The organism is Pseudomonas sp. NPDC089996 (assembly GCF_044748405.1).
Classification (GTDB): domain Bacteria; phylum Pseudomonadota; class Gammaproteobacteria; order Pseudomonadales; family Pseudomonadaceae; genus Aquipseudomonas.
This window is the reverse complement of the sequence record NZ_JBIVGA010000009.1, coordinates 153,240-173,440: the sequence shown is the minus strand read 5'-3', so window position 1 is coordinate 173,440 and position 20,201 is coordinate 153,240. Positions and strand designations below refer to the sequence as shown.

At 63.6% G+C, this 20,201-nt stretch carries 20 protein-coding genes; 15 read left to right on the top strand and 5 right to left on the bottom strand.

Going from position 1 to position 20,201, the window contains the following annotated elements:
* Positions 1-80 precede the first annotated feature (80 nt).
* From ACIPW4_RS17540 to ACIPW4_RS17480, 13 genes are all read left to right on the top strand, one after another.
* Positions 81-1,352: a glutamate-5-semialdehyde dehydrogenase gene (locus ACIPW4_RS17540; protein WP_400660001.1), complete on the top strand. Its 1,272-nt coding sequence runs from the start codon at positions 81-83 to the stop codon at positions 1,350-1,352.
* A 1-nt stretch (position 1,353) separates the two neighbouring features.
* The gene (gene nadD, locus ACIPW4_RS17535) at positions 1,354-2,013 is read left to right on the top strand and encodes a nicotinate-nucleotide adenylyltransferase (RefSeq protein WP_400659999.1); all 660 of its coding nucleotides are present in this window, start codon (positions 1,354-1,356) and stop codon (positions 2,011-2,013) included.
* A gap of 44 nt (positions 2,014-2,057) precedes the next feature.
* Positions 2,058-2,480, top strand: coding sequence for a ribosome silencing factor (gene rsfS, locus ACIPW4_RS17530; RefSeq protein ID WP_400659996.1), 423 nt, complete (start codon positions 2,058-2,060; stop codon positions 2,478-2,480).
* A gap of 9 nt (positions 2,481-2,489) precedes the next feature.
* Positions 2,490-2,957, top strand: coding sequence for a 23S rRNA (pseudouridine(1915)-N(3))-methyltransferase RlmH (rlmH, locus tag ACIPW4_RS17525; protein ID WP_008090421.1), 468 nt, complete (start codon positions 2,490-2,492; stop codon positions 2,955-2,957).
* A gap of 16 nt (positions 2,958-2,973) precedes the next feature.
* Complete coding sequence (gene mrdA, locus ACIPW4_RS17520; protein WP_400659993.1) at positions 2,974-4,863, top strand: penicillin-binding protein 2; 1,890 nt, start codon at positions 2,974-2,976, stop codon at positions 4,861-4,863.
* A 38-nt stretch (positions 4,864-4,901) separates the two neighbouring features.
* Positions 4,902-6,005 carry a rod shape-determining protein RodA gene (gene rodA, locus ACIPW4_RS17515; RefSeq protein ID WP_400660173.1) on the top strand — a complete coding sequence of 368 codons (1,104 nt, stop codon included), beginning with the start codon at positions 4,902-4,904 and terminating at the stop codon, positions 6,003-6,005.
* 17 nt (positions 6,006-6,022) lie between these two features.
* Positions 6,023-7,033, top strand: coding sequence for a lytic murein transglycosylase B (gene mltB / locus ACIPW4_RS17510; RefSeq protein ID WP_400659992.1), 1,011 nt, complete (start codon positions 6,023-6,025; stop codon positions 7,031-7,033).
* A complete protein-coding gene (locus ACIPW4_RS17505; protein ID WP_400659990.1) occupies positions 7,033-8,034 on the top strand; it encodes a septal ring lytic transglycosylase RlpA family protein in 1,002 nt (333 codons plus the stop codon). Before mltB ends, ACIPW4_RS17505 begins: the two co-directional genes overlap by 1 nt.
* Positions 8,035-8,242: 208 nt before the next feature.
* Positions 8,243-9,403 (top strand): D-alanyl-D-alanine carboxypeptidase family protein, encoded by a 1,161-nt coding sequence (locus ACIPW4_RS17500; RefSeq protein WP_400659989.1) that lies wholly within the window; start codon positions 8,243-8,245, stop codon positions 9,401-9,403.
* A gap of 73 nt (positions 9,404-9,476) precedes the next feature.
* Positions 9,477-9,752 carry a DUF493 domain-containing protein gene (locus tag ACIPW4_RS17495; protein ID WP_103448833.1) on the top strand — a complete coding sequence of 92 codons (276 nt, stop codon included), beginning with the start codon at positions 9,477-9,479 and terminating at the stop codon, positions 9,750-9,752.
* Entirely contained in the window at positions 9,752-10,399 is a 648-nt protein-coding gene (gene lipB, locus ACIPW4_RS17490; protein WP_400659985.1) for a lipoyl(octanoyl) transferase LipB, read from the top strand. Before ACIPW4_RS17495 ends, lipB begins: the two co-directional genes overlap by 1 nt.
* Positions 10,400-10,401: 2 nt before the next feature.
* Positions 10,402-11,418 carry a lipoyl synthase gene (gene lipA / locus ACIPW4_RS17485; RefSeq protein WP_400659982.1) on the top strand — a complete coding sequence of 339 codons (1,017 nt, stop codon included), beginning with the start codon at positions 10,402-10,404 and terminating at the stop codon, positions 11,416-11,418.
* Between the two features lie 82 nt (positions 11,419-11,500).
* Positions 11,501-12,439 (top strand): LD-carboxypeptidase, encoded by a 939-nt coding sequence (locus ACIPW4_RS17480; protein ID WP_400659980.1) that lies wholly within the window; start codon positions 11,501-11,503, stop codon positions 12,437-12,439.
* Positions 12,440-12,553: 114 nt separating this feature from the next.
* Here ACIPW4_RS17480 and ACIPW4_RS17475 read toward each other — a convergent pair whose 3' ends face one another.
* The 5 genes from ACIPW4_RS17475 to leuS all read right to left on the bottom strand — a co-directional run bounded on the left by ACIPW4_RS17475 (position 12,554) and on the right by leuS (position 18,638).
* Positions 12,554-13,870 carry a lytic murein transglycosylase gene (locus ACIPW4_RS17475; RefSeq protein ID WP_400659978.1) on the bottom strand — a complete coding sequence of 439 codons (1,317 nt, stop codon included), beginning with the start codon at positions 13,868-13,870 and terminating at the stop codon, positions 12,554-12,556.
* Between the two features lie 60 nt (positions 13,871-13,930).
* Positions 13,931-14,095, bottom strand: a complete 165-nt coding sequence (gene arfA / locus ACIPW4_RS17470) for an alternative ribosome rescue factor ArfA (RefSeq protein ID WP_400659975.1) — start codon at positions 14,093-14,095, stop codon at positions 13,931-13,933.
* Between the two features lie 196 nt (positions 14,096-14,291).
* The gene (gene holA / locus ACIPW4_RS17465) at positions 14,292-15,329 is read right to left on the bottom strand and encodes a DNA polymerase III subunit delta (protein ID WP_400659973.1); all 1,038 of its coding nucleotides are present in this window, start codon (positions 15,327-15,329) and stop codon (positions 14,292-14,294) included.
* A gap of 36 nt (positions 15,330-15,365) precedes the next feature.
* Entirely contained in the window at positions 15,366-15,971 is a 606-nt protein-coding gene (gene lptE, locus ACIPW4_RS17460; protein ID WP_400659971.1) for an LPS assembly lipoprotein LptE, read from the bottom strand.
* A gap of 60 nt (positions 15,972-16,031) precedes the next feature.
* Positions 16,032-18,638, bottom strand: coding sequence for a leucine--tRNA ligase (gene leuS / locus ACIPW4_RS17455; RefSeq protein WP_400659969.1), 2,607 nt, complete (start codon positions 18,636-18,638; stop codon positions 16,032-16,034).
* A gap of 228 nt (positions 18,639-18,866) precedes the next feature.
* Between leuS and ACIPW4_RS17450 the strand changes: the two genes are divergently transcribed.
* Together ACIPW4_RS17450 and ACIPW4_RS17445 are read left to right on the top strand one after the other, a co-directional pair.
* Positions 18,867-19,181 carry a hypothetical protein gene (locus ACIPW4_RS17450; RefSeq protein WP_400659966.1) on the top strand — a complete coding sequence of 105 codons (315 nt, stop codon included), beginning with the start codon at positions 18,867-18,869 and terminating at the stop codon, positions 19,179-19,181.
* 131 nt (positions 19,182-19,312) lie between these two features.
* Positions 19,313-20,074: a YdcF family protein gene (locus tag ACIPW4_RS17445; RefSeq protein WP_400659964.1), complete on the top strand. Its 762-nt coding sequence runs from the start codon at positions 19,313-19,315 to the stop codon at positions 20,072-20,074.
* The last annotated feature ends 127 nt before the right edge of the window (positions 20,075-20,201 follow it).

Sequence of the window (20,201 nt, the reverse complement as noted above, 5' to 3'; positions counted from 1 at the left end):
CATCCGCCACCCGCCGCTGGGCGTATACCTGCGCGACAGTTATAATCAGCCGATTTCCCCTTCGCCAAGACACCGAACCCATGACTGAGTCCGTTCTTGACTACATGACCCGCCTGGGTCGCGCCGCACGCCAGGCTTCCCGCGTCATCGCTCGTGCCAGCACCGCGCAGAAGAACCGCGCCCTGCAGGCCGCTGCCGATGCGCTGGATGCTGCGCGCGCCGAGCTTGCCGCAGCCAACGAGCTGGACCTGGCCGCCGGCCGTGCCAACGGGCTGGAGCCAGCGCTGCTCGACCGCCTGGCGCTGACCCCGGCGCGTATCGACGGCATGATCACCGGCTTGCGCCAGGTAGCCAGCCTGCCAGACCCGGTCGGCGCCATTCGCGACATGAGCTACCGGCCGTCGGGCATCCAGGTGGGCAAGATGCGCGTGCCACTGGGGGTGATCGGGATCATCTACGAATCGCGCCCGAACGTGACTATCGATGCCGCCAGCCTGTGCCTGAAATCGGGCAACGCCACCATCCTGCGTGGCGGTTCCGAGGCCATCCACTCCAACCGCGCCATCGCCACCTGCATCCAGCGTGGCCTGGCCGAAGCCGGCCTGCCGGCGGCGGTGGTGCAAGTGGTCGAGACCACCGACCGCGAAGCCGTCGGCGCGCTGATCAGCATGCCAGAGTTCGTCGATGTCATCGTGCCGCGCGGCGGCCGTGGCCTGATCGAGCGCATCAGCCGCGATGCCCGCGTGCCTGTCATCAAGCACCTGGACGGCATCTGTCACGTCTACGTGGCCGAGCACGCCGACCTGGACAAGGCCTGGCGCGTGGCATTCAATGCCAAGACCTACCGTTACGGCATCTGTGGCGCAATGGAAACCCTGCTGGTCGACCAGCGCGTGGCCGAAGGCTTCCTGCCGGAAATGGCCCGCCGCTTCCATGAGAAGGGCGTCGAGCTGCGTGGCTGCGAGCGTACCCGCGCGCTGATCGACGCCAAGCCGGCCACCGAAGACGACTGGCACACAGAGTACCTCGACGCGATCCTGTCGATTCGCGTCGTCGATGGCCTGGACCAGGCCATCGAGCACATCAACCACTACGGCTCGCACCACACCGATTCGATCATCACCGAACACCAGGGCCAGGCCCGTCAGTTCATGGCCGAGGTCGACTCGGCATCGGTGATGCTCAATACCCCGACCTGCTTCGCTGACGGCTTCGAGTATGGCCTGGGCGCAGAAATCGGCATTTCCACCGACAAGCTGCACGCCCGCGGCCCGGTCGGCCTGGAAGGCCTGACCTGCGAGAAGTACGTGGTGATCGGTGACGGCCAGCTGCGCGGCCAGGAGTCCTGCTGAGTTGAGCAAGGCCCAGGCAGTCCGGCGCATCGGCATTCTTGGTGGTACCTTCGACCCCGTGCACATCGGCCACCTGCGCAGCGCGCTGGAAGTGGCCGAGTTCATGGCGCTCGATGAACTGCGCCTGCTGCCCAACGCCCGCCCGCCACACCGCGATACCCCGCAGGTGGCGGCGCAGGACCGCCTGGCCATGGTCCGTGAAGCGGTGCAGGGCGTCGATTGCCTCAGCGTCGATGCCCGCGAGCTTGACCGCGACAAACCGTCGTACACCATCGACACGCTGGAATCGATCCGTGCCGAGTTGGGTGCCGACGACCAGCTGTTCCTGGTGCTGGGTTGGGATGCCTTTTGCGGCCTGCCCACCTGGCACCGCTGGGAACAACTGCTGCAACACTGTCACATCCTGGTGCTGCAACGCCCGGATGCCGACGTTGAACCCCCTGACGAGTTGCGCAACCTGCTGGCTGCGCGCTCGGAGAGCGATCCCACCGCCATGTCCGGCCCGGCGGGGAATATTTCGTTCGTCTGGCAGACACCGCTCGCGGTGTCGGCTACACAGATCCGACAGCTGCTGGCCAGCGGCAAATCGGTGAGGTTCCTGGTGCCGGACGCCGTACTGGCCTACATCGAGGCGCACGAACTGTATCGTGCCCCAAACTGACGGTGCCCCAGGGTGCCTCATCCAAACGAGTTGAAGAGTTTTATATGAGCAAGCAAAAAATCAATGGCGAAGAACTGGTCGAGTTGACCAAAGCCGCCCTGGAAGACGTCAAGGCCCAGGACATCCAGGTCATCGACGTGCGCGATAAGCACAGCCTGACCGACTACATGATCATTGCCACCGGTACCTCCAACCGCCAGATCAACGCGATGCTGGAAAAGGTCCGTGAAGCGGTCAAGGCCAAGGGCGCGCAGCCGCTGGGCGAAGAAGGCAAGGGTGACAGCGACTGGGTACTGCTGGACCTGAACGACGTCATCGTCCACATGATGACTGCCGCTGCCCGTCAGTTCTATGACCTGGAACGCCTGTGGCTGGGCGCCGAGCAGAGCCGTGCCGCCGATGGCAAGCACCACAGCCCGGAAAACGCCAGCGACTACTTCGATTCCAAGATCAAAGACCGGGAATAAGGAAGCGTCGTGCGTCTGCGCCTGATCGCGGTCGGCTCGCGCATGCCCAAGTGGGTCGAGGAAGGCTGGCATGAATATGCCAAGCGCCTGCCCCAGGAGCTGTCGCTCGAGCTGGTGGAAATCCCGCTGAACACCCGTGGCAAGAATGCCGACGTCGCCCGCCTGATCCGTCAGGAGGGCGAGGCCATGCTGAGCAAGGTCCAGCCTGGGGAACGCATCGTCACCCTCGAGGTCCATGGCAAGCCCTGGAGTACCGAGCAGCTGGCGACCGAGCTGGACCGCTGGCGCCTGGACTCGCGCACGGTGAATTTGATGGTGGGCGGCCCGGAAGGGCTGGCGCCTGAGGTCTGCGCGCGCGCCGAGCAACGCTGGTCGCTGTCGCCGCTGACCCTGCCGCACCCGTTGGTAAGGATACTCATCGGCGAGCAGATCTACCGGGCCTGGACGGTATTGTCCGGGCACCCTTACCACAAATGAGCCTGTAAGCAGTCCGATGTCGCAGCCGATTCGTCTCAAGGACCACGAGAAAGACGCCCGCCTGGTGCGTAACCGCGTCGTTGTCGGCGCGGTGGCGGTCATGCTGCTCATCTGCGTGCTCGTCGCGCGGCTGTACTACCTGCAGATCATCCAGTACGACTATCACTCGACGCTCTCGGAAAACAACCGGGTGCATGTTCAGCCGATTCCCCCTACGCGTGGCCTGATTTTCGACCGCAACGGAGTCATCATCGCTGACAACAGGCCTAGTTTCAGCTTGTCGATGACCCGCGAACGTGCCGGCAACTGGCAGGAAGTACTGGATACCATCGTCGAAGTGCTGGATCTGACGGCAGATGACCGGTTACTTTTCGAAAAACGCATGAAGCAGGGGCGTCGGCCGTTCGAGCCGGTGCCGATCCTGTTCGAGCTGAACGAGGAGCAGATAGCCCGTGTGGCGGTCAACCAGTTCCGCCTGCCTGGCGTTGAAGTGGTCGCCCAGCTGGTGCGCCACTACCCACAGGGCGCGCATTTCGCCCATTCGGTCGGTTATGTCGGGCGTATCAACGAAAAAGAGCTGAAAACCCTCGACCCGGTCAATTACAGCGGCACCCACCATATCGGCAAGACCGGCATCGAGCGCTTCTACGAGCCTGAGTTGCACGGCCAGGTGGGTTACGAGGAAGTCGAAACCAACGCCCGAGGCCGTGTCTTGCGGGTGCTCAAGCGCACCGACCCGAAGCCGGGCAAGGACATCGTGCTGAGCCTCGACATCAAGTTGCAGGAGGCCGCCGAGGCCGCCCTGGCCGGCCGGCGGGGGGCGGTGGTGGCACTCGACCCGCGTACCGGTGAGGTGCTGGCGATGGTCAGCCAGCCAAGCTTCGACCCTAACCTGTTCGTCACCGGCATCAGTTTCAAGGCCTATGCCGAGCTGCGCGACTCGATCGACCGGCCGCTGTTCAACCGCGTACTGCGCGGCCTGTACCCGCCCGGCTCGACCATCAAGCCGGCGGTAGCCATTGCCGGCCTCGACAGCGGGGTGGTCAACGCCAGCAGCCGGGTATTCGACCCTGGCTACTACCAGTTGCCCAACTACGATCACAAATACCGTAACTGGAACCGCACCGGTGACGGCTGGGTCGACCTGGATACCGCGATCATGCGCTCCAATGACACCTACTTCTACGACCTTGCCCACAAGATGGGAATCGATCGACTGTCCAGCTACATGAACAAGTTCGGCATCGGCCAGAAGGTCGCCCTCGACATGTTCGAGGAATCGCCCGGGCTGATGCCGTCCCGCGAATGGAAGCGCGCCACCCGCCGTCAGGCCTGGTTCCCGGGTGAAACGCTGATCCTCGGCATTGGCCAGGGTTACATGCAGACCACGCCGTTGCAGCTGGCCCAGGCCACTGCGCTGATCGCCAACAAGGGCGTGTGGAACCGCCCGCACCTGGCCAAGACCATCGAAGGCGAGCCGCCGGTGGACCCCAACCCGATGGAAGACATCGTCCTGCGCGACAAATCCGACTGGGCCAAGGTCACCCACGGCATGGAGCAGGTGATGCACAACGCCCGCGGTACCGCGCGCAAGGCCGCGGCCGGCGCCCAGTACCGCATCGCCGGCAAGAGCGGTACCGCCCAGGTGGTGGCGATCAAGCAGGGCGAGAAGTACGACCGCAACAAACTCCAGGAGCGCCACCGCGACCACGCGCTGTTCGTCGCCTTCGCCCCGGCCGACGATCCGAAGATCGTGGTCTCGGTGATGGTCGAGAACGGTGAGTCCGGCTCTGGCGTTGCCGCACCTGTCGTGCGTCAGATCATGGACGCCTGGCTGCTCGACGAGAGTGGCCACCTCAAGACTGAATTCGCGCCTGCCACCGTCGCCCAGGAAACGGCCCAGTGAAGAACAATTTCGATCGCATGCTCTCCAGCGAGGACGTGATGCGTCGACGCGCCAGCTTCCTGCAGCGCATCCACATCGACGGCCCCTTGCTGATCATTCTGCTGACCCTCGCGGCCGGCAGCCTGTTCGTCCTTTATTCGGCCAGCGGCAAGAACTGGGACCTGCTGCTCAAGCAGGCCACTTCGTTCGGCATTGGCCTGGTCTCGATGTTCGTCATCGCCCAGCTGGAGCCACGCTTCATGGCGCGCTGGGTGCCGCTGGCGTACCTGGTGGGGGTATTGCTGCTGGTGGTGGTGGATGTCATGGGCCACAACGCCATGGGCGCCACGCGCTGGATCAACATCCCCGGGGTGATCCGCTTCCAGCCTTCGGAATTCCTCAAGATCATCATGCCGGCGACCATCGCCTGGTACCTGTCCAAGCGTACCTTGCCGCCGCACCTGAAACACGTGGCAATAAGCCTGGTGTTGATCGGCGTGCCGTTCATTCTTATCGTCCGCCAACCTGACCTGGGCACGGCGCTGCTGATTCTCGCCTCCGGCGCATTCGTGCTGTTCATGGGTGGCCTGCGCTGGCGCTGGATTCTCAGCGTGCTTGCGGCAACGGTACCCGTAGCGGTGGCGATGTGGTTCTTCGTGATGCACGACTACCAGAAGCAGCGCGTACTGACCTTCCTGGACCCGGAGAGCGACCCGCTGGGCACCGGCTGGAACATCATCCAGTCCAAGGCGGCGATCGGTTCCGGTGGCGTGTTCGGCAAGGGTTGGCTGCTGGGTACCCAGTCGCACCTGGACTTCCTCCCTGAAAGCCACACCGACTTCATCATCGCGGTGCTTGGCGAGGAGTTCGGTCTGGTCGGCATCTGCCTGCTGCTGATCGTCTACCTGCTGCTGATCGGCCGCGGCCTGATGATCACCGCGCAGGCGCAGACCCTGTTCGGCAAGCTGCTGGCGGGCAGCCTGACCATGACCTTCTTTGTATACGTGTTCGTCAATATCGGTATGGTCAGCGGCCTGTTGCCCGTGGTGGGCGTGCCGCTGCCCTTCATCAGCTATGGCGGAACTTCGTTGGTGACGCTGCTGTCAGCGTTTGGCGTTCTGATGTCGATCCATACGCACCGCAAATGGATTGCACAGGTTTGAAAAAGGTGAAGAATTTCATGCAAGCAGTGCGTAACTGGGCTGCCCGTTGTGCGCCGTGGATCGGCGCGGTGGGCCTGTTCGGCGCTGTACAGCTGGCCCATGCCGGCGATTACGACGGCTCGCCGCAAGTGACCGAGTTCGTTCTCCAGATGAGCCGCGACCAAGGCTTTGCCCCCGAACAATTGAACGGCGTGTTTCGCGAGGTGCAGCGCAAGCAGTCGATCCTCGACGCCATCTCGCGCCCGGCCGAACGGGTCAAGCCGTGGAAGGAATACCGTCCGATGTTCATTACCGACGCGCGCATTGCCCGCGGGGTGGACTTCTGGCGCCAGCACGAGGCGGTACTGGCCCGCGCCGAGCAGGCATACGGCGTGCCCGCGCAATACATCGTCGCGATCATTGGGGTCGAGACCTTCTTTGGCCGCAATACCGGCAACTACCGTGTCATCGATGCCTTGTCGACCCTGGCCTTCGACTACCCGCCGCGTGCCGAATTCTTCCGCAAGGAACTGCGCGAGTACCTGCTGCTGGCCCGCGATGAACAGCTTGACCCGTTGACGCTCAAAGGCTCCTACGCCGGGGCCATGGGCCTGCCGCAGTTCATGCCGAGCAGCTTCCGCCACTACGCGGTGGACTTCGACGGCGATGGCCACATTAACATCTGGAACAACCCGGACGATGCCATCGGCAGCGTGGCCAGCTACTTCAAGCGCCATGGCTGGGTGGCCGGCGAGGGCGTGGTCAGCCGGGCCCAGGTCAGTGGCGCGCAGGCAGATCTTGGCCTGACCACTGGTATCGAGCCTGCGAAAACCTTCGGAGAGTTGCGGGCGCTGGGCTGGTCGAGCCATGATGCGTTGCGCGATGATCTGCCGGTTACCGCTTTCCGTCTGGAAGGCGCCAACGGCCCTGAGTACTGGATGGGCCTGAAGAACTTCTACGCGATCACTCGCTACAACCGCAGCGTGATGTATGCCATGGCGGTGCATCAGCTTGCGGAACAGCTGGTCCAAGTACGGGGCGTCAAGTAATGCGCGCAATCATCTCTGCCAACACCTTCAAGCTGCTGACCTGCATGACCGTCGGCATGCTGCTGGTCAGCTGTTCGTCCAGCCGCCCGCCCACCCAGAGCAGCGGCAACGTCGTCCGTTCGCAGCCCGGCCTGGACATCAACCGAGCCCACAAGGACGGTGCGCCGTGGTGGGATGTGGACGTGAACAAGATCCCCGACGCCACGCCGACCGTGCATACCGGTGCCTACAAGGCCAACCCGTACACGGTACTGGGCAAGACCTATTACCCGATGCAGGACTCGCGCAGCTACCGCGCCGAAGGCACCGCGTCGTGGTATGGCACCAAGTTCCACGGCCAGAACACCGCCAATGGCGAGCTCTACGACCTGTACGGCATGAGCGCGGCGCACAAGACCCTGCCACTGCCGGCCTACGTCAAGGTGACCAACCTGGCCAACGGCCGTAGTGTGATCCTGCGGGTCAACGACCGGGGGCCGTTCTATTCCGACCGCATCATCGACCTGTCCTACGCTGCGGCGAAGAAGCTCGGCTACGCCGAGATCGGCACCGCGCACGTACGGGTCGAAGGTATCGACCCTCAGCAATGGTGGGCACAGAAGGGCCAGCAGCCGCCGCTGATGCTGAAAGAGCCGCAGGTCGCGCAGACCCAGGCGATTGGCGCCAGCACCGGGCGGGTCGAGCAATGGACCCCGCCGCCGCAGCAGCACGCGGCGCCGGTGGTGCCGGTGCAGGTGGGTGGCAACAGCGTGGCAGCCAGCGGAGCGGGCAATGTCCTTCAGGTGGGCGCCTTCGCCAACCCGGATGCCGCCGAACTGCTGCGCTCCAAGCTGAGCACCATGGTCAGCGCGCCGGTGTTCATCAGCTCCATCGTGCGTAACCAGCAAACCCTGCATCGCGTGCGCCTGGGGCCGTTCAGCAGCCAGGGCGAGATCCAGCAGGCGCAGGACAGCATTCGCCTGGCGAACCTTGGGCAAGCCAAGCTGGTCACAGCTGACTGACAGGTTTGTGGGGGGCCTTGGCCCCCACAAACTGTCTGTTTTGTCATGAATTGCCGGCCCCGGCCATGTACAATGTCGGCTTTTGCCCGCAGCGACATCAGGTCGCACTTTGCAGGCCAGGCCGACGGCCACAAAACTAGACTGACTGGCGCTGGGCACACGATGTGGCCCAGGGAACATCAGACCATTAGCGATTTTCGAGAGACGGATGAACATCACCAACCTTGCCAAACGACTTTGCCTGCCCGTACTGCTGATGCTCACGCCTGCTGCCTTCGCAGCAGAACAGATGATGCCTGCACCACCGCAGCTGGCCGCCAAGTCCTACGTACTCATGGACGCGTCCAGCGGCAACGTGCTGGTCGAGAACAACGGTGACGAGCGCCTGCCGCCAGCCAGCCTGACCAAGCTGATGACCGCCTACATCGCCACCGTCGACATCCGTCGTGGCCAGATCGGCGAGAACGACCCGGTCACTGTCAGCGAAAACGCCTGGCGCACCGGCGGTTCGCGCATGTTCATCAAGGTCGGCAGCCAGGTCACTGTCAGCGACCTGCTGCACGGCATCATCATCCAGTCGGGCAACGACGCCTCGGTCGCCTTGTCCGAGCACATCGCCGGTAGCGAAGACGCCTTCGCCGACATGATGAACAAGACCGCTGCCGACCTGGGCATGTCCAACAGCCACTTCATGAACCCGACCGGCCTGCCGAACCCGGAGCACTACTCCTCGGCCCACGACATGGCCCTGCTGGCCCGCGCGATCATCGACATCGACCCGGCCCACTACGCCATCTACTCGCAGAAAGAGTTCTTCTGGAACAACATCAAGCAGCCGAACCGCAACCTGCTGCTGTGGCGTGACAAGACCGTCGACGGTCTGAAAACCGGCCACACCGAGGAAGCCGGCTACTGCATGGTGGCTTCGGCCGTTCGTGATGGCCAGCGTCTGATCGCCGTGGTGTTCGGCACCAACAGCGAGCAATCCCGTGCCGCCGAGACCCAGAAGCTGCTGACCTACGGTTTCCGCTTCTTCGAAACCCAGACCTTCTACCAGAAGGGCACCGAGCTGACCAAGGCTCCGGTCTGGAAAGGCGCCACCAGCGAAGTCAAGGCTGGCCTGGCCAACGACCTGACCATGACTATGCCTAAAGGCCAATTGAAGCGCCTGCAGGCTTCGATGACCATGAACCCGCAGCTCACCGCACCGATCGCCAAAGGTGACGTGATCGGCAAAGTGGAAGTCAAACTGGACGAGAACGTGGTTCACAGCGCCGACCTGATCGCCCTCGATGGCGTGGAGGAAGGTGGTTTCTTCCGTCGTATGTGGGATAGCATCCGTCTATTCTTCTACGGGTTGTTCAACTGATACGTGACCTGCAAGCCCCCGCGCATCCTGCGGGGGCGTTGTTGTTGCCACGGCTTACGAGGCCGTTTCCGCCATGAGCGAACCTGACGTAAAGTCGCACAAGATCGAATTCCCCTGCGCCGATTACCCGATCAAGGTCATCGGCGATACCGTTGTCCATTTCAAGGACACGGTCATCGAGATCCTCAAGAAGTACGCCGAAGTCGACATGACTACCTTGGCCGAGCGCCAAAGCAAGGAAGGCAAGTACACCACGGTGCAACTGCATATCGTGGCCACGAGTGAAGACCAGCTGCACGACATCAACAGTGCCCTGCGTGCCACCGGCATCGTGAAAATGGTGCTGTGATGTCCGTGTGTCTCGGTGTCCGCGAGCTTGGCCTGCAGCCCTATGAACCGGTGCTGGAGGCCATGCGTCGCTTCACCGAGCAGCGCAGCCCGGACAGCCAGGACGAAATCTGGCTGGTCGAGCACCCTGCGGTCTTTACCCAGGGCCAGGCTGGCAAGGCCGAACACCTGCTGATACCGGGCGAGATCCCGGTGGTGCAGACCGACCGCGGCGGCCAGGTGACCTACCATGGCCCCGGGCAGCTGGTGGCCTACCTGCTGCTGGACGTGCGTCGCCTGGGTTTTGGTGTGCGCGAGCTGGTCAGCCGTATCGAGCAGACGCTGATCGACCTGCTCGCCAGCTACGGCGTCAACGCCGTGGCCAAGCCCGATGCGCCGGGTGTCTATGTCGATGGAGCGAAAATCGCATCCCTCGGCCTGCGAATCCGCAACGGCCGTTCCTTCCACGGCCTTGCTCTGAACGTGGACATGGACCTTGCGCCATTCCGCCGAATCAACCCCTGCGGGTATGCGGGGCTGGCCATGACCCAGCTGCGCGACCTGGCAGGCCCGATCGAACTCGACGAGGTCAGGACAAGGCTGCGCGGACAGCTGGTCAAGCACCTCGACTATGCTGAGCAGACGACCCTCACGGGCGGAATCGACTGAATATGACAACTGTGCAAGAAGCCGTGCCGAACCTGATACCGACCCAGGATGTCACCCCGCGCCCAGCGCCGAAGAGGGTGGAAGCCGGGGTAAAATTGCGTGGCGCCGAAAAGGTCGCGCGCATCCCGGTAAAGATCATCCCCACCGAAGAGCTGCCGAAAAAGCCTGACTGGATCCGCGTACGCATTCCGGTATCGCCGGAAGTCGACCGCATCAAGCAACTGCTGCGCAAGCACAAGCTGCACAGCGTGTGCGAAGAAGCGTCCTGCCCGAACCTGGGTGAGTGCTTCTCCGGCGGTACCGCGACCTTCATGATCATGGGTGACATCTGCACCCGTCGCTGCCCGTTCTGCGACGTCGGCCACGGTCGGCCGAAGCCGCTGGACCTGGACGAGCCGAAGAACCTGGCCGTGGCCATCGCCGACCTGCGCCTGAAGTATGTGGTGATCACCTCGGTGGACCGCGACGACCTGCGTGACGGCGGTGCCCAGCACTTCGCCGACTGCATTCGCGAAATCCGTGCATTGTCGCCGGGCGTGCAGCTGGAAACCCTGGTGCCGGACTACCGTGGTCGTATGGACGTTGCCTTGGAAATCACTGCTCAAGAGCCGCCAGATGTGTTCAACCACAACCTGGAAACCGTCCCGCGCCTGTACAAGGCCGCGCGTCCCGGTTCGGACTACGACTGGTCGCTGGACCTGCTGCAGAAGTTCAAGCAGATGGTCCCGCACGTGCCGACCAAGTCGGGCCTGATGCTTGGCCTGGGCGAGACCGATGAGGAAGTGATCGAAGTGATGCATCGCATGCGCGAGCACGACATCGACATGCTGACCCTCGGCCAGTACCTGCAGCCGTCGCGCAGCCACCTGCCGGTGCAGCGTTTCGTTCACCCGGACACCTTCGCCTGGTTCGCCGAGGAAGGCTACAAGATGGGCTTCAAGAACGTGGCTTCCGGCCCGCTGGTGCGTTCGTCGTACCACGCCGACCAGCAGGCTCACGAAGCCAAGATCAAGCTCTGATCCGGTTTTGAGCTGAACATGCCGATGCACGCTGAGAGGCGGCATCGGCATTTTTGTTTTTGATGTCTGGAAAGGAGCTGCGATGAATTGCGCTGAAACCACCGAATCCCGTTTGCCCAGGGCGCTGGCGGGTAACGCCTGCTTCGCCATCGTTGCGCCGGCCGGGCCCGCTCGGCTGGATGCACAGAAGGCTGCCCAGTGGTTCGCCGAGCGTGGCTACCGTTGCCGGGTCTATCCGGGTGTTCACCAGGCCGAGGGTTACCTGGCCGGCAGCGATGAACAGCGCCTGCAGGACCTGCATGGCGCCTTTGCCGACCCGGAGGTCGACGCGATTCTGTGCATGCGCGGTGGATACGGCAGCATGCGCCTGCTCGATCGGCTGGACTTCGACCTGATCCGCCGCAACCCCAAACCGCTGGTTGGCTACAGCGACATCACTGCGCTGCACACGGCCATCTACCAGAAGACGGGGCTGATCACCTTCCATGGTGCGATGCTCAATGCCGACTTGTTGGGCGCCAAGTTGCAACCGACCGAGTCGTCGCTGCTGGCGCAATTGGGTGGGCTGTTGGGGGAGGGGGATGAAATTGTTCATCCGGCCGATCTCCCATTGAGCTGCGTGGTGCCTGGGGTCGCCAGTGGGCGATTGATCGGTGGCAACTTGTCGATGCTGGGCGCGACCCTGGGAACGGTGGCAGAGATCGATACTCGGGGTTGTATCCTGTTCATCGAGGACGTCAACGAGCCGTTGTATCGGGTGGACCGGTTGCTGACCCAGCTGCGCCTCGCCGGCAAGCTGGAGGGCATCAAGGGGGTCCTGGTGGGGGACTTTGCCGGGATCACCGTGGCGGCCATGACACCGCTGCTGGAAGAAACTTTCGGGCCGTTGGGCGTGCCGGTGCTGGCCGGGTGGCGCAGCGGGCATTGTGATCCGAATGTGTGTTTGCCGCTGGGGGCCTGGGTGAGGCTGGACAGTGAGCGAGGGGCACTGGTGCTGGGTCAGGATTTGTTTACGGCTTGAAGTAGCCGGGGCTGCTACGCAGCCCATCGCAGGCAAGCCAGCTCCTACAGGGGATCGCGTCTTCCTGTAGGAGCTGGCTTGCCTGCGATGGGCCGCAAAGCGGCCCCAATGACTTCAGCGTTGACGCAGGCTATCAAGCAGCTTGTGGGTCGGATAGCCATCCGCCGGCCACCCCAGCCCCTGCTGGGCATTACGAATGGCCTTGCGGGTATTGGCGCCGATGATGCCATCCGGGTTGCCTGCCTCATGCCCGCTGGCATTCAGCAGGTTCTGCAACTCCATCCGCTCGCTGCGACTCAGCGGCAGGTCTTCCTTCGGCCAGCTGCCGCTGATGAAGCCCCAACCCGAGAAGCGATCTCCCAACAGGCTCACCGCCAGCGCATAGGACGAGGAGTTGTTGTATTTGAGGATCGCGCGGAAGTTGTCCAGTACCAGGAACGCCGGCCCACGAGCGCCAGCCGGTAGCAGCAGGGCAGCAGAGAGCTGGTTGCTGCCCGCTGGAAGCTCAGTGCCGGCCGGCAGCTTCACGCCCATCTGCAGCCACTCGTAAACCGGCTTGCGCAGCGCGCCGTCGGCCTGCCAATAGTCGAAACCTGCTGGCACCTGTACCTCGAAGCCCCACGGCTGGCCACGCTTCCAGCCCGAGCTCTGAAGGTAATGTGCGGTCGATGCCAAGGCGTCAGGCGTGCTGTTCCAGATGTCCCGGCGGCCATCACCGTCGAAATCCACCGCGTGGGTGTTGTAGGTGGTCGGGATGAACTGTGTCTGGCCCATGGCGCCGGCCCAGGAACCACGCATGGCCTCAGGTTGGATATCGCCGTGCTGGATGATCTGCAGCGCAGCGATCAACTGGTCATGGGCGAACTGCGGGCGCCGCCCTTCATAGGCCAGGGTGGCCAGCGAGCGGATCACCGACTTGCTGCCCTGGAACTGGCCGAAATTGCTCTCCATGCCCCACACCGCGACCAGCACCTGGCGGTCGACGCCATAACGCTGCTCGATGCGGGTCAGCAGTTCTGCATTCTGCTCCAGCAGCTTCTTGCCGTTGCGCACGCGCAGAGGGGAGAGTGCGCCTTCAAGGTATTCCCACACCGGGCGGGTGAATTCGGGCTGGCTGCGATCGGCCTTGATCACGTCCATGTCGGGCGTGACACCAAGGAACGCGCGGTCGAAGGTGCCTGGCGCGATGCCGGCCTGGAGCGCCTGCTGGCGGAAGTTCGCCTGCCATTCGGCGAAGGTCTGCAGCGGCTGGATTTCAGTGCTGACGTCAGGCGTGGCGCTGGGCAGTGTTACCACAGGCGCGGGCTGGGCGGGCGCCAGCGGCAGGGCGTCGGCGGCGGTGGGCTTTTCCGCGCAGGCGACGAGCAGAATGAAGCTGGAGGCCGCGAGCAACTGGCGGGAATTCCAACGGGGGAGAAGACTCAAGAGCATGCACAGATCCAGAATTGCAGGTCAGGTGCCGACCATACCATGCCTGCGCTTGCGATGCTTTCATGCGGCCAAAAAGTAGGAAGCCTCCCAATCTCTCGATTGGAAGGCTTCGCGGCGGTAGCTGCCTTTGCCTTTTTCCGGTTGTTCCTGGCGGCAGCGGAACAGGGGTTGGGCGATGATCGACTTGGCCTTGTTGGGGCCGTGTTTTTTCGGCTTTTTGGTCATGGCGGGGTTCCCGGCAAAAGTGGGTTTCGGGGCGCACTCTAGGGCTTGGGGTAGGGCGGGGCCAATTGATTGTTTTTATGGCTGAGATCCTGGGGGTGCTTCGCGCCCCTTTCGCGACACAAGGCCGCTCCTACAGGGGAACGCGATTCCTGTAGGAGCGGCCTTGTGTCGCGAAAGGGCTGCGAAGCGGCCCCGGCTATTGCGAAGGTAGCACCAGTCGCTGGCCAGCCATCAACAGCGCCAAGCGCGACAAGCCCATCCAGGGCGAGCCCTCGGCCTGCCCCTTGATCTGCGCATCAATACGCTGGGCATCCTGCAGCAACTGTGCCCAACGCTGTGCCGAAAGGCGCTGAAGGGCTTTGCTGACCAGTGGTCGGCGTTTGTCCCACACGGGCGGGCGCGCCTGGCTGAAAGCCTTGTCCAGCGGCACGCCCTGGCTGAACTGCTGGGCCAGCCCAGCCAGCAGGCGCAGTTCACGTGCCAGCGCCCAGAGAATCACCGGCGGTTCCACACCTTCGCCGCGCAAGCCTTCGAGCATGCGCAGCGCATGCGCGGCTTCACCTTTGAGAATGGCGTCGACCAGCCCGAAGACATCGAAGCGCGCGCTGTCGGCAACTGCAGCCTGCACCGTCTCGACGGTAATCTGGTTGCCTTCCGCCAGCAGCTTGAGTTTTTCGATCTCTTGGGCAGCGGCCAGCAAGTTGCCTTCGACCCGCGCGGCAATCAGGTCGACCGCATCGCGTTGGGCCGACAGCCCGGCCTGGGACAGGCGCTGGTTGATCCACTGGGGCAGTTGCTGGGCATCCACCGGCCAGATCTGGATGAATTGGCAGTGGGCACCGTCAATCAGTGCCTTGCCCCATTTGGTCTTCTGCGCGCTGCCATCGAGCTTGGGCAGGCTGATCAGCAGCAAGGTGTCTTCGGCGGGCCTGGCACAGTACTCCATGAGCGCCGCAGCGCCCTTGTCGCCAGGCTTGCCCGATGGCAGGCGCAGTTCCAGCAGGCGCCGCTGGGCGAACAGCGACAGGCTGGCACCTGCCTGCAGCAGGGTACCCCAGTCGAAATTGGCGTCGGCGCTGAACACCTGGCGCTCGTCGAAGCCTTGCTGGCGCGCCGCATTGCGGATGGCGTCGGCGGCTTCCTGGCACAGCAGCGGGTCATCGCCACTGACGACGTAGACCGGAGCCAGGCTGCCTTGCAAGTGCTTGTTGAGTTGGGCGGGAGCGAGCTTCATGGGGGCAGGAGGGGCACCGTGGTGCCCCGCTCGGGCTTAGTTGCCCGGGATCTCCAGAGGCGACTGCTGCGGTGTATCCGCCTGCTGGCGGCGCGCGGCCTCCAGCGCGTCGGCTTCGGCCTTGGCGCGAGCGTCGGCCTTGCTTTGCAGCTCGTCGAGGCGCGAAGGGGTCAGCATCTGCAGGCGGGCGACCATCGACTGCACCAGGTCACGGCGCATTTCTTCACGTGCCCGCAGGGCTTCCTGATCGGAGCCGGTGATGTTACCACCGTCACGCACATAGATCTTGCGGACTTCGACCTTGTCGCTCAGCAGCTCGAGGTTGTTCAGGCCCAGGATGCTGTAGTTGAGCGTGGTGGTGAGCTCGTACTCGGCGGTGCTGTTGCCACCGGCGTAGCTCGCCGAGCGCGAGTTTTCCTGCTCGTTGGTCAGCACCAGGCGATACGGTGCGCCGGTGTGCACGTTGACGCCGCTGCGCTCGAGTGTCTGGCGCAGTTGCACCAGGGTCGGGCCATAGGCGTTGCGTGCACTGACGTCCATCTCCTTGACGCTCAGCTCGTTGGTGCCGGTGCCGCGCAGCTGGAAACCGCAGGCGCTGAGCAGGACAGCCAGGCCCATTACCAGCAGATTGCGTTTGATCATGTTGTTGCTCCCTTGTGGGCCGATACCGCCCACCCGCATGGCTGCAGGTGGGCGTTGCCATCAGTTGGCGACGATGTTGACCAGTTTGCCCGGTACCACGATGACCTTGCGGATGGTCAGGCCATCGATGAAGCGCAGGACGTTTTCGTTGCTGCGGGCAGCGGCTTCGACTTCCTCGCGGCTGGCGGCAGCAGGCATTTCCACCTGGCCGCGCAGCTTGCCATTGACCTGCACCACCAAGGTGATGCTGTCCTGCACCAAGGCGCTCTCGTCGACTGCCGGCCAGCCAGCGTCGATTACCGCCTGGTCGTGGCCCAGTTGCTTCCACAGCTCGTGGGAGATGTGCGGGGTGATCGGTGCCAGCAGCAGGGTCACGGCTTCCAGGCCTTCCTGCAGCAAGGCGCGATCCTGTTCGGTGGCCTGCGGGGCTTTTTCCAGCACGTTCATCACGGTCATCACCTGGGCGATGGCGGTGTTGAACTTGTGGAACTGGCCCACGTCGGTGCTGGCTTGCTTGATTGCAGCGTGAATGGCGCGGCGGACGACCTTCTGCGCGTCATCCAGGGCGGCAACGTCCAGCTTGCCCGGCAGGCCTTGGGCAACGTGAGCCTGGGCCAGGCGCCAGACGCGGCGCAGGAAGCGGCTGGCGCCCTCGACGCCGGAGTCGGACCACTCCAGGCTGGCGTCAGGCGGCGAGGCGAACATCATGAACAGGCGGCAGGTGTCGGCGCCGTACTGGTCGATCATCGACTGCGGGTCGACGCCGTTGTTCTTCGACTTCGACATCTTCTCGGTGCCGCCGATTTCAACCGGCAGGCCGTCGGTCTTCAGGCGTGCGCCGATGACCTTGGCCTTGGCGTCGCGCTCGATTTCGACGTCGGCCGGGTTGAACCAGTCCTTGCCGCCGTTGCTGGCCACGCGGTAGTAAGTCTCGGCAACCACCATGCCCTGGGTCAGCAGGTTCTTGAACGGCTCGTTGGAGGTGACCAGGCCCTCGTCCCGCATCAGCTTGTGGAAGAAGCGCGCATACAGCAGGTGCAGGATCGCGTGCTCGATACCCCCGATGTACTGGTCGACCGGCAGCCAGTGGTTGGCCGCTTTCGGGTCGACCATGCCACCTTCGTAGTTCGGCGACGCGTAGCGGGCGAAGTACCAGGACGACTCGACGAAGGTGTCCATGGTGTCGGTTTCGCGCTTGGCCGCGCTGCCGCATTTCGGGCAAGCGCACTCATAGAATTCCGGCATGCGTGCCAGTGGCGAACCCGCGCCGTCCGGCACCACGTTTTCCGGCAGGGTGACCGGCAGCTGGTCTTCCGGTACGGGTACGTCGCCGCACGATGGGCAGTGGATGATCGGGATCGGGCAGCCCCAGTAGCGCTGGCGGCTGATGCCCCAGTCGCGCAGGCGGAACTGGGTGCGCGACTTGCCCAGTTCCTTGCGGATCAGGGCCGCTTCGATGGCGTCGAAGGCGCCGGCGAAGTCCAGGCCGTCGAACTCGGCGGAATTGATCAGCTGGCCATGCTCGCCATAGGCGGCCAGCCATTCGTTGCCCACGTCATCGCCCGCGCTGGTGCGTACCACGGCCTTGACCGGCAGGTTGTACTTGTGGGCGAACTCGAAGTCGCGTTCGTCGTGAGCCGGCACAGCCATCACGGCGCCATCGCCGTAGTGCATCAGCACGTAGTTGGCGACCCATACCGGCAGCTTCTCGCCGGTCAGCGGGTGCTCGACGAACAGGGAAGTGGGCATGCCCTTCTTCTCCTGGGTGGCCATGTCGGCCTCGGCGACGCTGCCGCCCTTGCATTCGTCGATGAACGCCTGCAGTGCCGGGTTGCCCTGGGCGGCCTGGGTGGCCAGCGGGTGTTCGGCGGCAACGGCGACGTAAGTGGCGCCCATCAGGGTGTCCGGACGGGTGGTGAAGACTTTCAGGGTGCCTTCGTGGCCGATGCTGGCCTGGTCGAACGGGAACTGCACTTCCATGCCGCGCGACTTGCCGATCCAGTTGCGCTGCATGGTCTTGACCTGCTCAGGCCAGCCCGGCAGCTCGTCGAGGCTCTCCAGCAGCTCGTCGGCGTAGTCGGTGATGCGGAAGTAGTACATCGGGATTTCGCGCTTCTCGATCAGCGCGCCCGAACGCCAGCCGCGGCCGTCGATGACCTGCTCGTTGGCCAGTACGGTCTGGTCGGCCGGGTCCCAGTTCACGGTCCCGTTCTTGCGGTAGATGATGCCTTTCTCGAACAGGCGGGTGAACAGCCACTGTTCCCAGCGGTAGTAGTCCGGCTTGCAGGTGGTGACTTCACGTGCCCAGTCGATGGCCAGGCCCAGGCTCTTGAGCTGGGTCTTCATGTAGTCGATGTTTTCGTACGTCCACTTGGCCGGGGCGACGTTGTTTTTCATCGCCGCGTTTTCTGCGGGCATGCCAAAGGCGTCCCAGCCCATCGGCTGCAGGACATTCTTGCCCAGCATGCGCTGGTAGCGGGCAATCACGTCACCGATGGTGTAGTTGCGCACGTGGCCCATGTGTAGCTTGCCGCTCGGGTACGGGAACATCGACAGGCAGTAGTAGGTGTCCTTGCCTGGCTGTTCGGTAACAGCGAACGATTGTTGCTCGTCCCAGAAGTTCTGGGCGGCGGCTTCGATATCACGGGGCGTGTATTGTTCGTGCATGGCTACTTTTTGCTGAGAGAGAAGAGACCTTGTTCCAGGCAGCGGAACCTCGCTGCGTCCGGCACTCCGGTGTCGTTTAGAGTGAACGCCGTAGCATACAGCAGCGCCGCACATCGTGGGAAACCTTGATTGCGAATGCCCGCTGGTCGCGGCATCCGGCTGCTTTTTGCAGCAACGCTAAGCTCAGGTGTGGGGGGAGATATTCTTTATCTTCAATGAGGTGAACGGATGGGAGAGACGCAGCTACCCGCAATCAAACCGGAGCTTTACGAACGCCTGATCGACCGTCTTGGCCTGGCACTGGAAGTCGCCAGAACGTCGGTGAGATTACGCGACGAGATGCCAGCCGAGCTGGAGTTGCGTGGCTTGAGCCATGCAGAGTTCGAAGTGATCAAGGCCTACCTGGATACCCTCCCGGAACGCCGCAATGCCTGCGCCGGTACTTTCCCACAAGCGGAACCGGCAACGGCCAAGATTATCTGGCTCAAGGACAAGAAACGCCCCGCCAACTCGGCGAGATCCAGGACGCTGCCGCATCGCTAGCCGTTCAGGACGCCAGGCGCGGGCTATCGCGCGCCGGTTCTACAACACACTTCCCATGATCGACGCCGGCCCGGACTTGTTGACCGGCGTCGATCCTCTATAGGCTGCACACCTTCCATAGAGGTGTGTCGATGCCGATCCGGTTTTTCATCAAGCAATGGCTGATGCCGCCTGGCGTCCTGTTTCTGCTGCTGCTCGCTGCGTGGTGGTTGCGCAGGCGGCGGCCGCGGCTGGCGGCACTGTGTTTTGCCGTGGGGCTGGGAGGTTTGTGCCTGATGAGCTTGCCGCTGGTGGTGCAGGAGGCAGCCCGTCTGCTGGAGACCGAACCGCCTATACCGACAGGTGACTGGGCTGGCCTGGCGGGCAGGGCGGATGCCATCGTCGTGCTTGGCGCCGGGCGCGAGCGCGGCGACCCGGCTTGGGGCGGTGCCGACCAGCCCACCGCCACTGCCCTCGAGCGCATGCGTTATGCCGCGCGGCTATCCAAAGCCTCGGGGTTGCCGGTGCTGACCAGCGGTGGCTTGCACTATGGGACGCCGCCTAGCGAGGCGCAGTTGATGGCGGACCGCTTGCGTGAGGATTTCGCTGTCGAGGTGAAATGGAAGGAAGAGGCCAGCCGCACTACGTGGGAGAATGCCCAGTTGAGCGCCAAGGTATTGCTGCCGTTGGGCATCCGTCGCGTGGTGGTCGTGACCCAGGCGTGGCACATGCAGCGTTCGCGCTGGAGCTTCGAGCAGGCCGGGTTCGAGGTGGTGCCGGCGCCGGTGGGGTTCCTTGGGCGCGATCATGCCCGGCCGTTTGCCGGGTTGCTGCCGGAGAGCCGGGCCATGTGGCAGAGCGGGCAGTTGTTGAATGAAGCGGCGGGGTTGTTGGGGTACCGGGTGTTCTACTAAGTTTCAGGCTCAGGCAATCCGATGTGGGAGCGGCCTTGTGTCGCGAAAGGGCTGCGAAGCAGCCCCAGGATTTCAGCATTGGTGCATGGCTCACTGGGGCCGCGTTGCGGCCCTTTCGCGACACAAG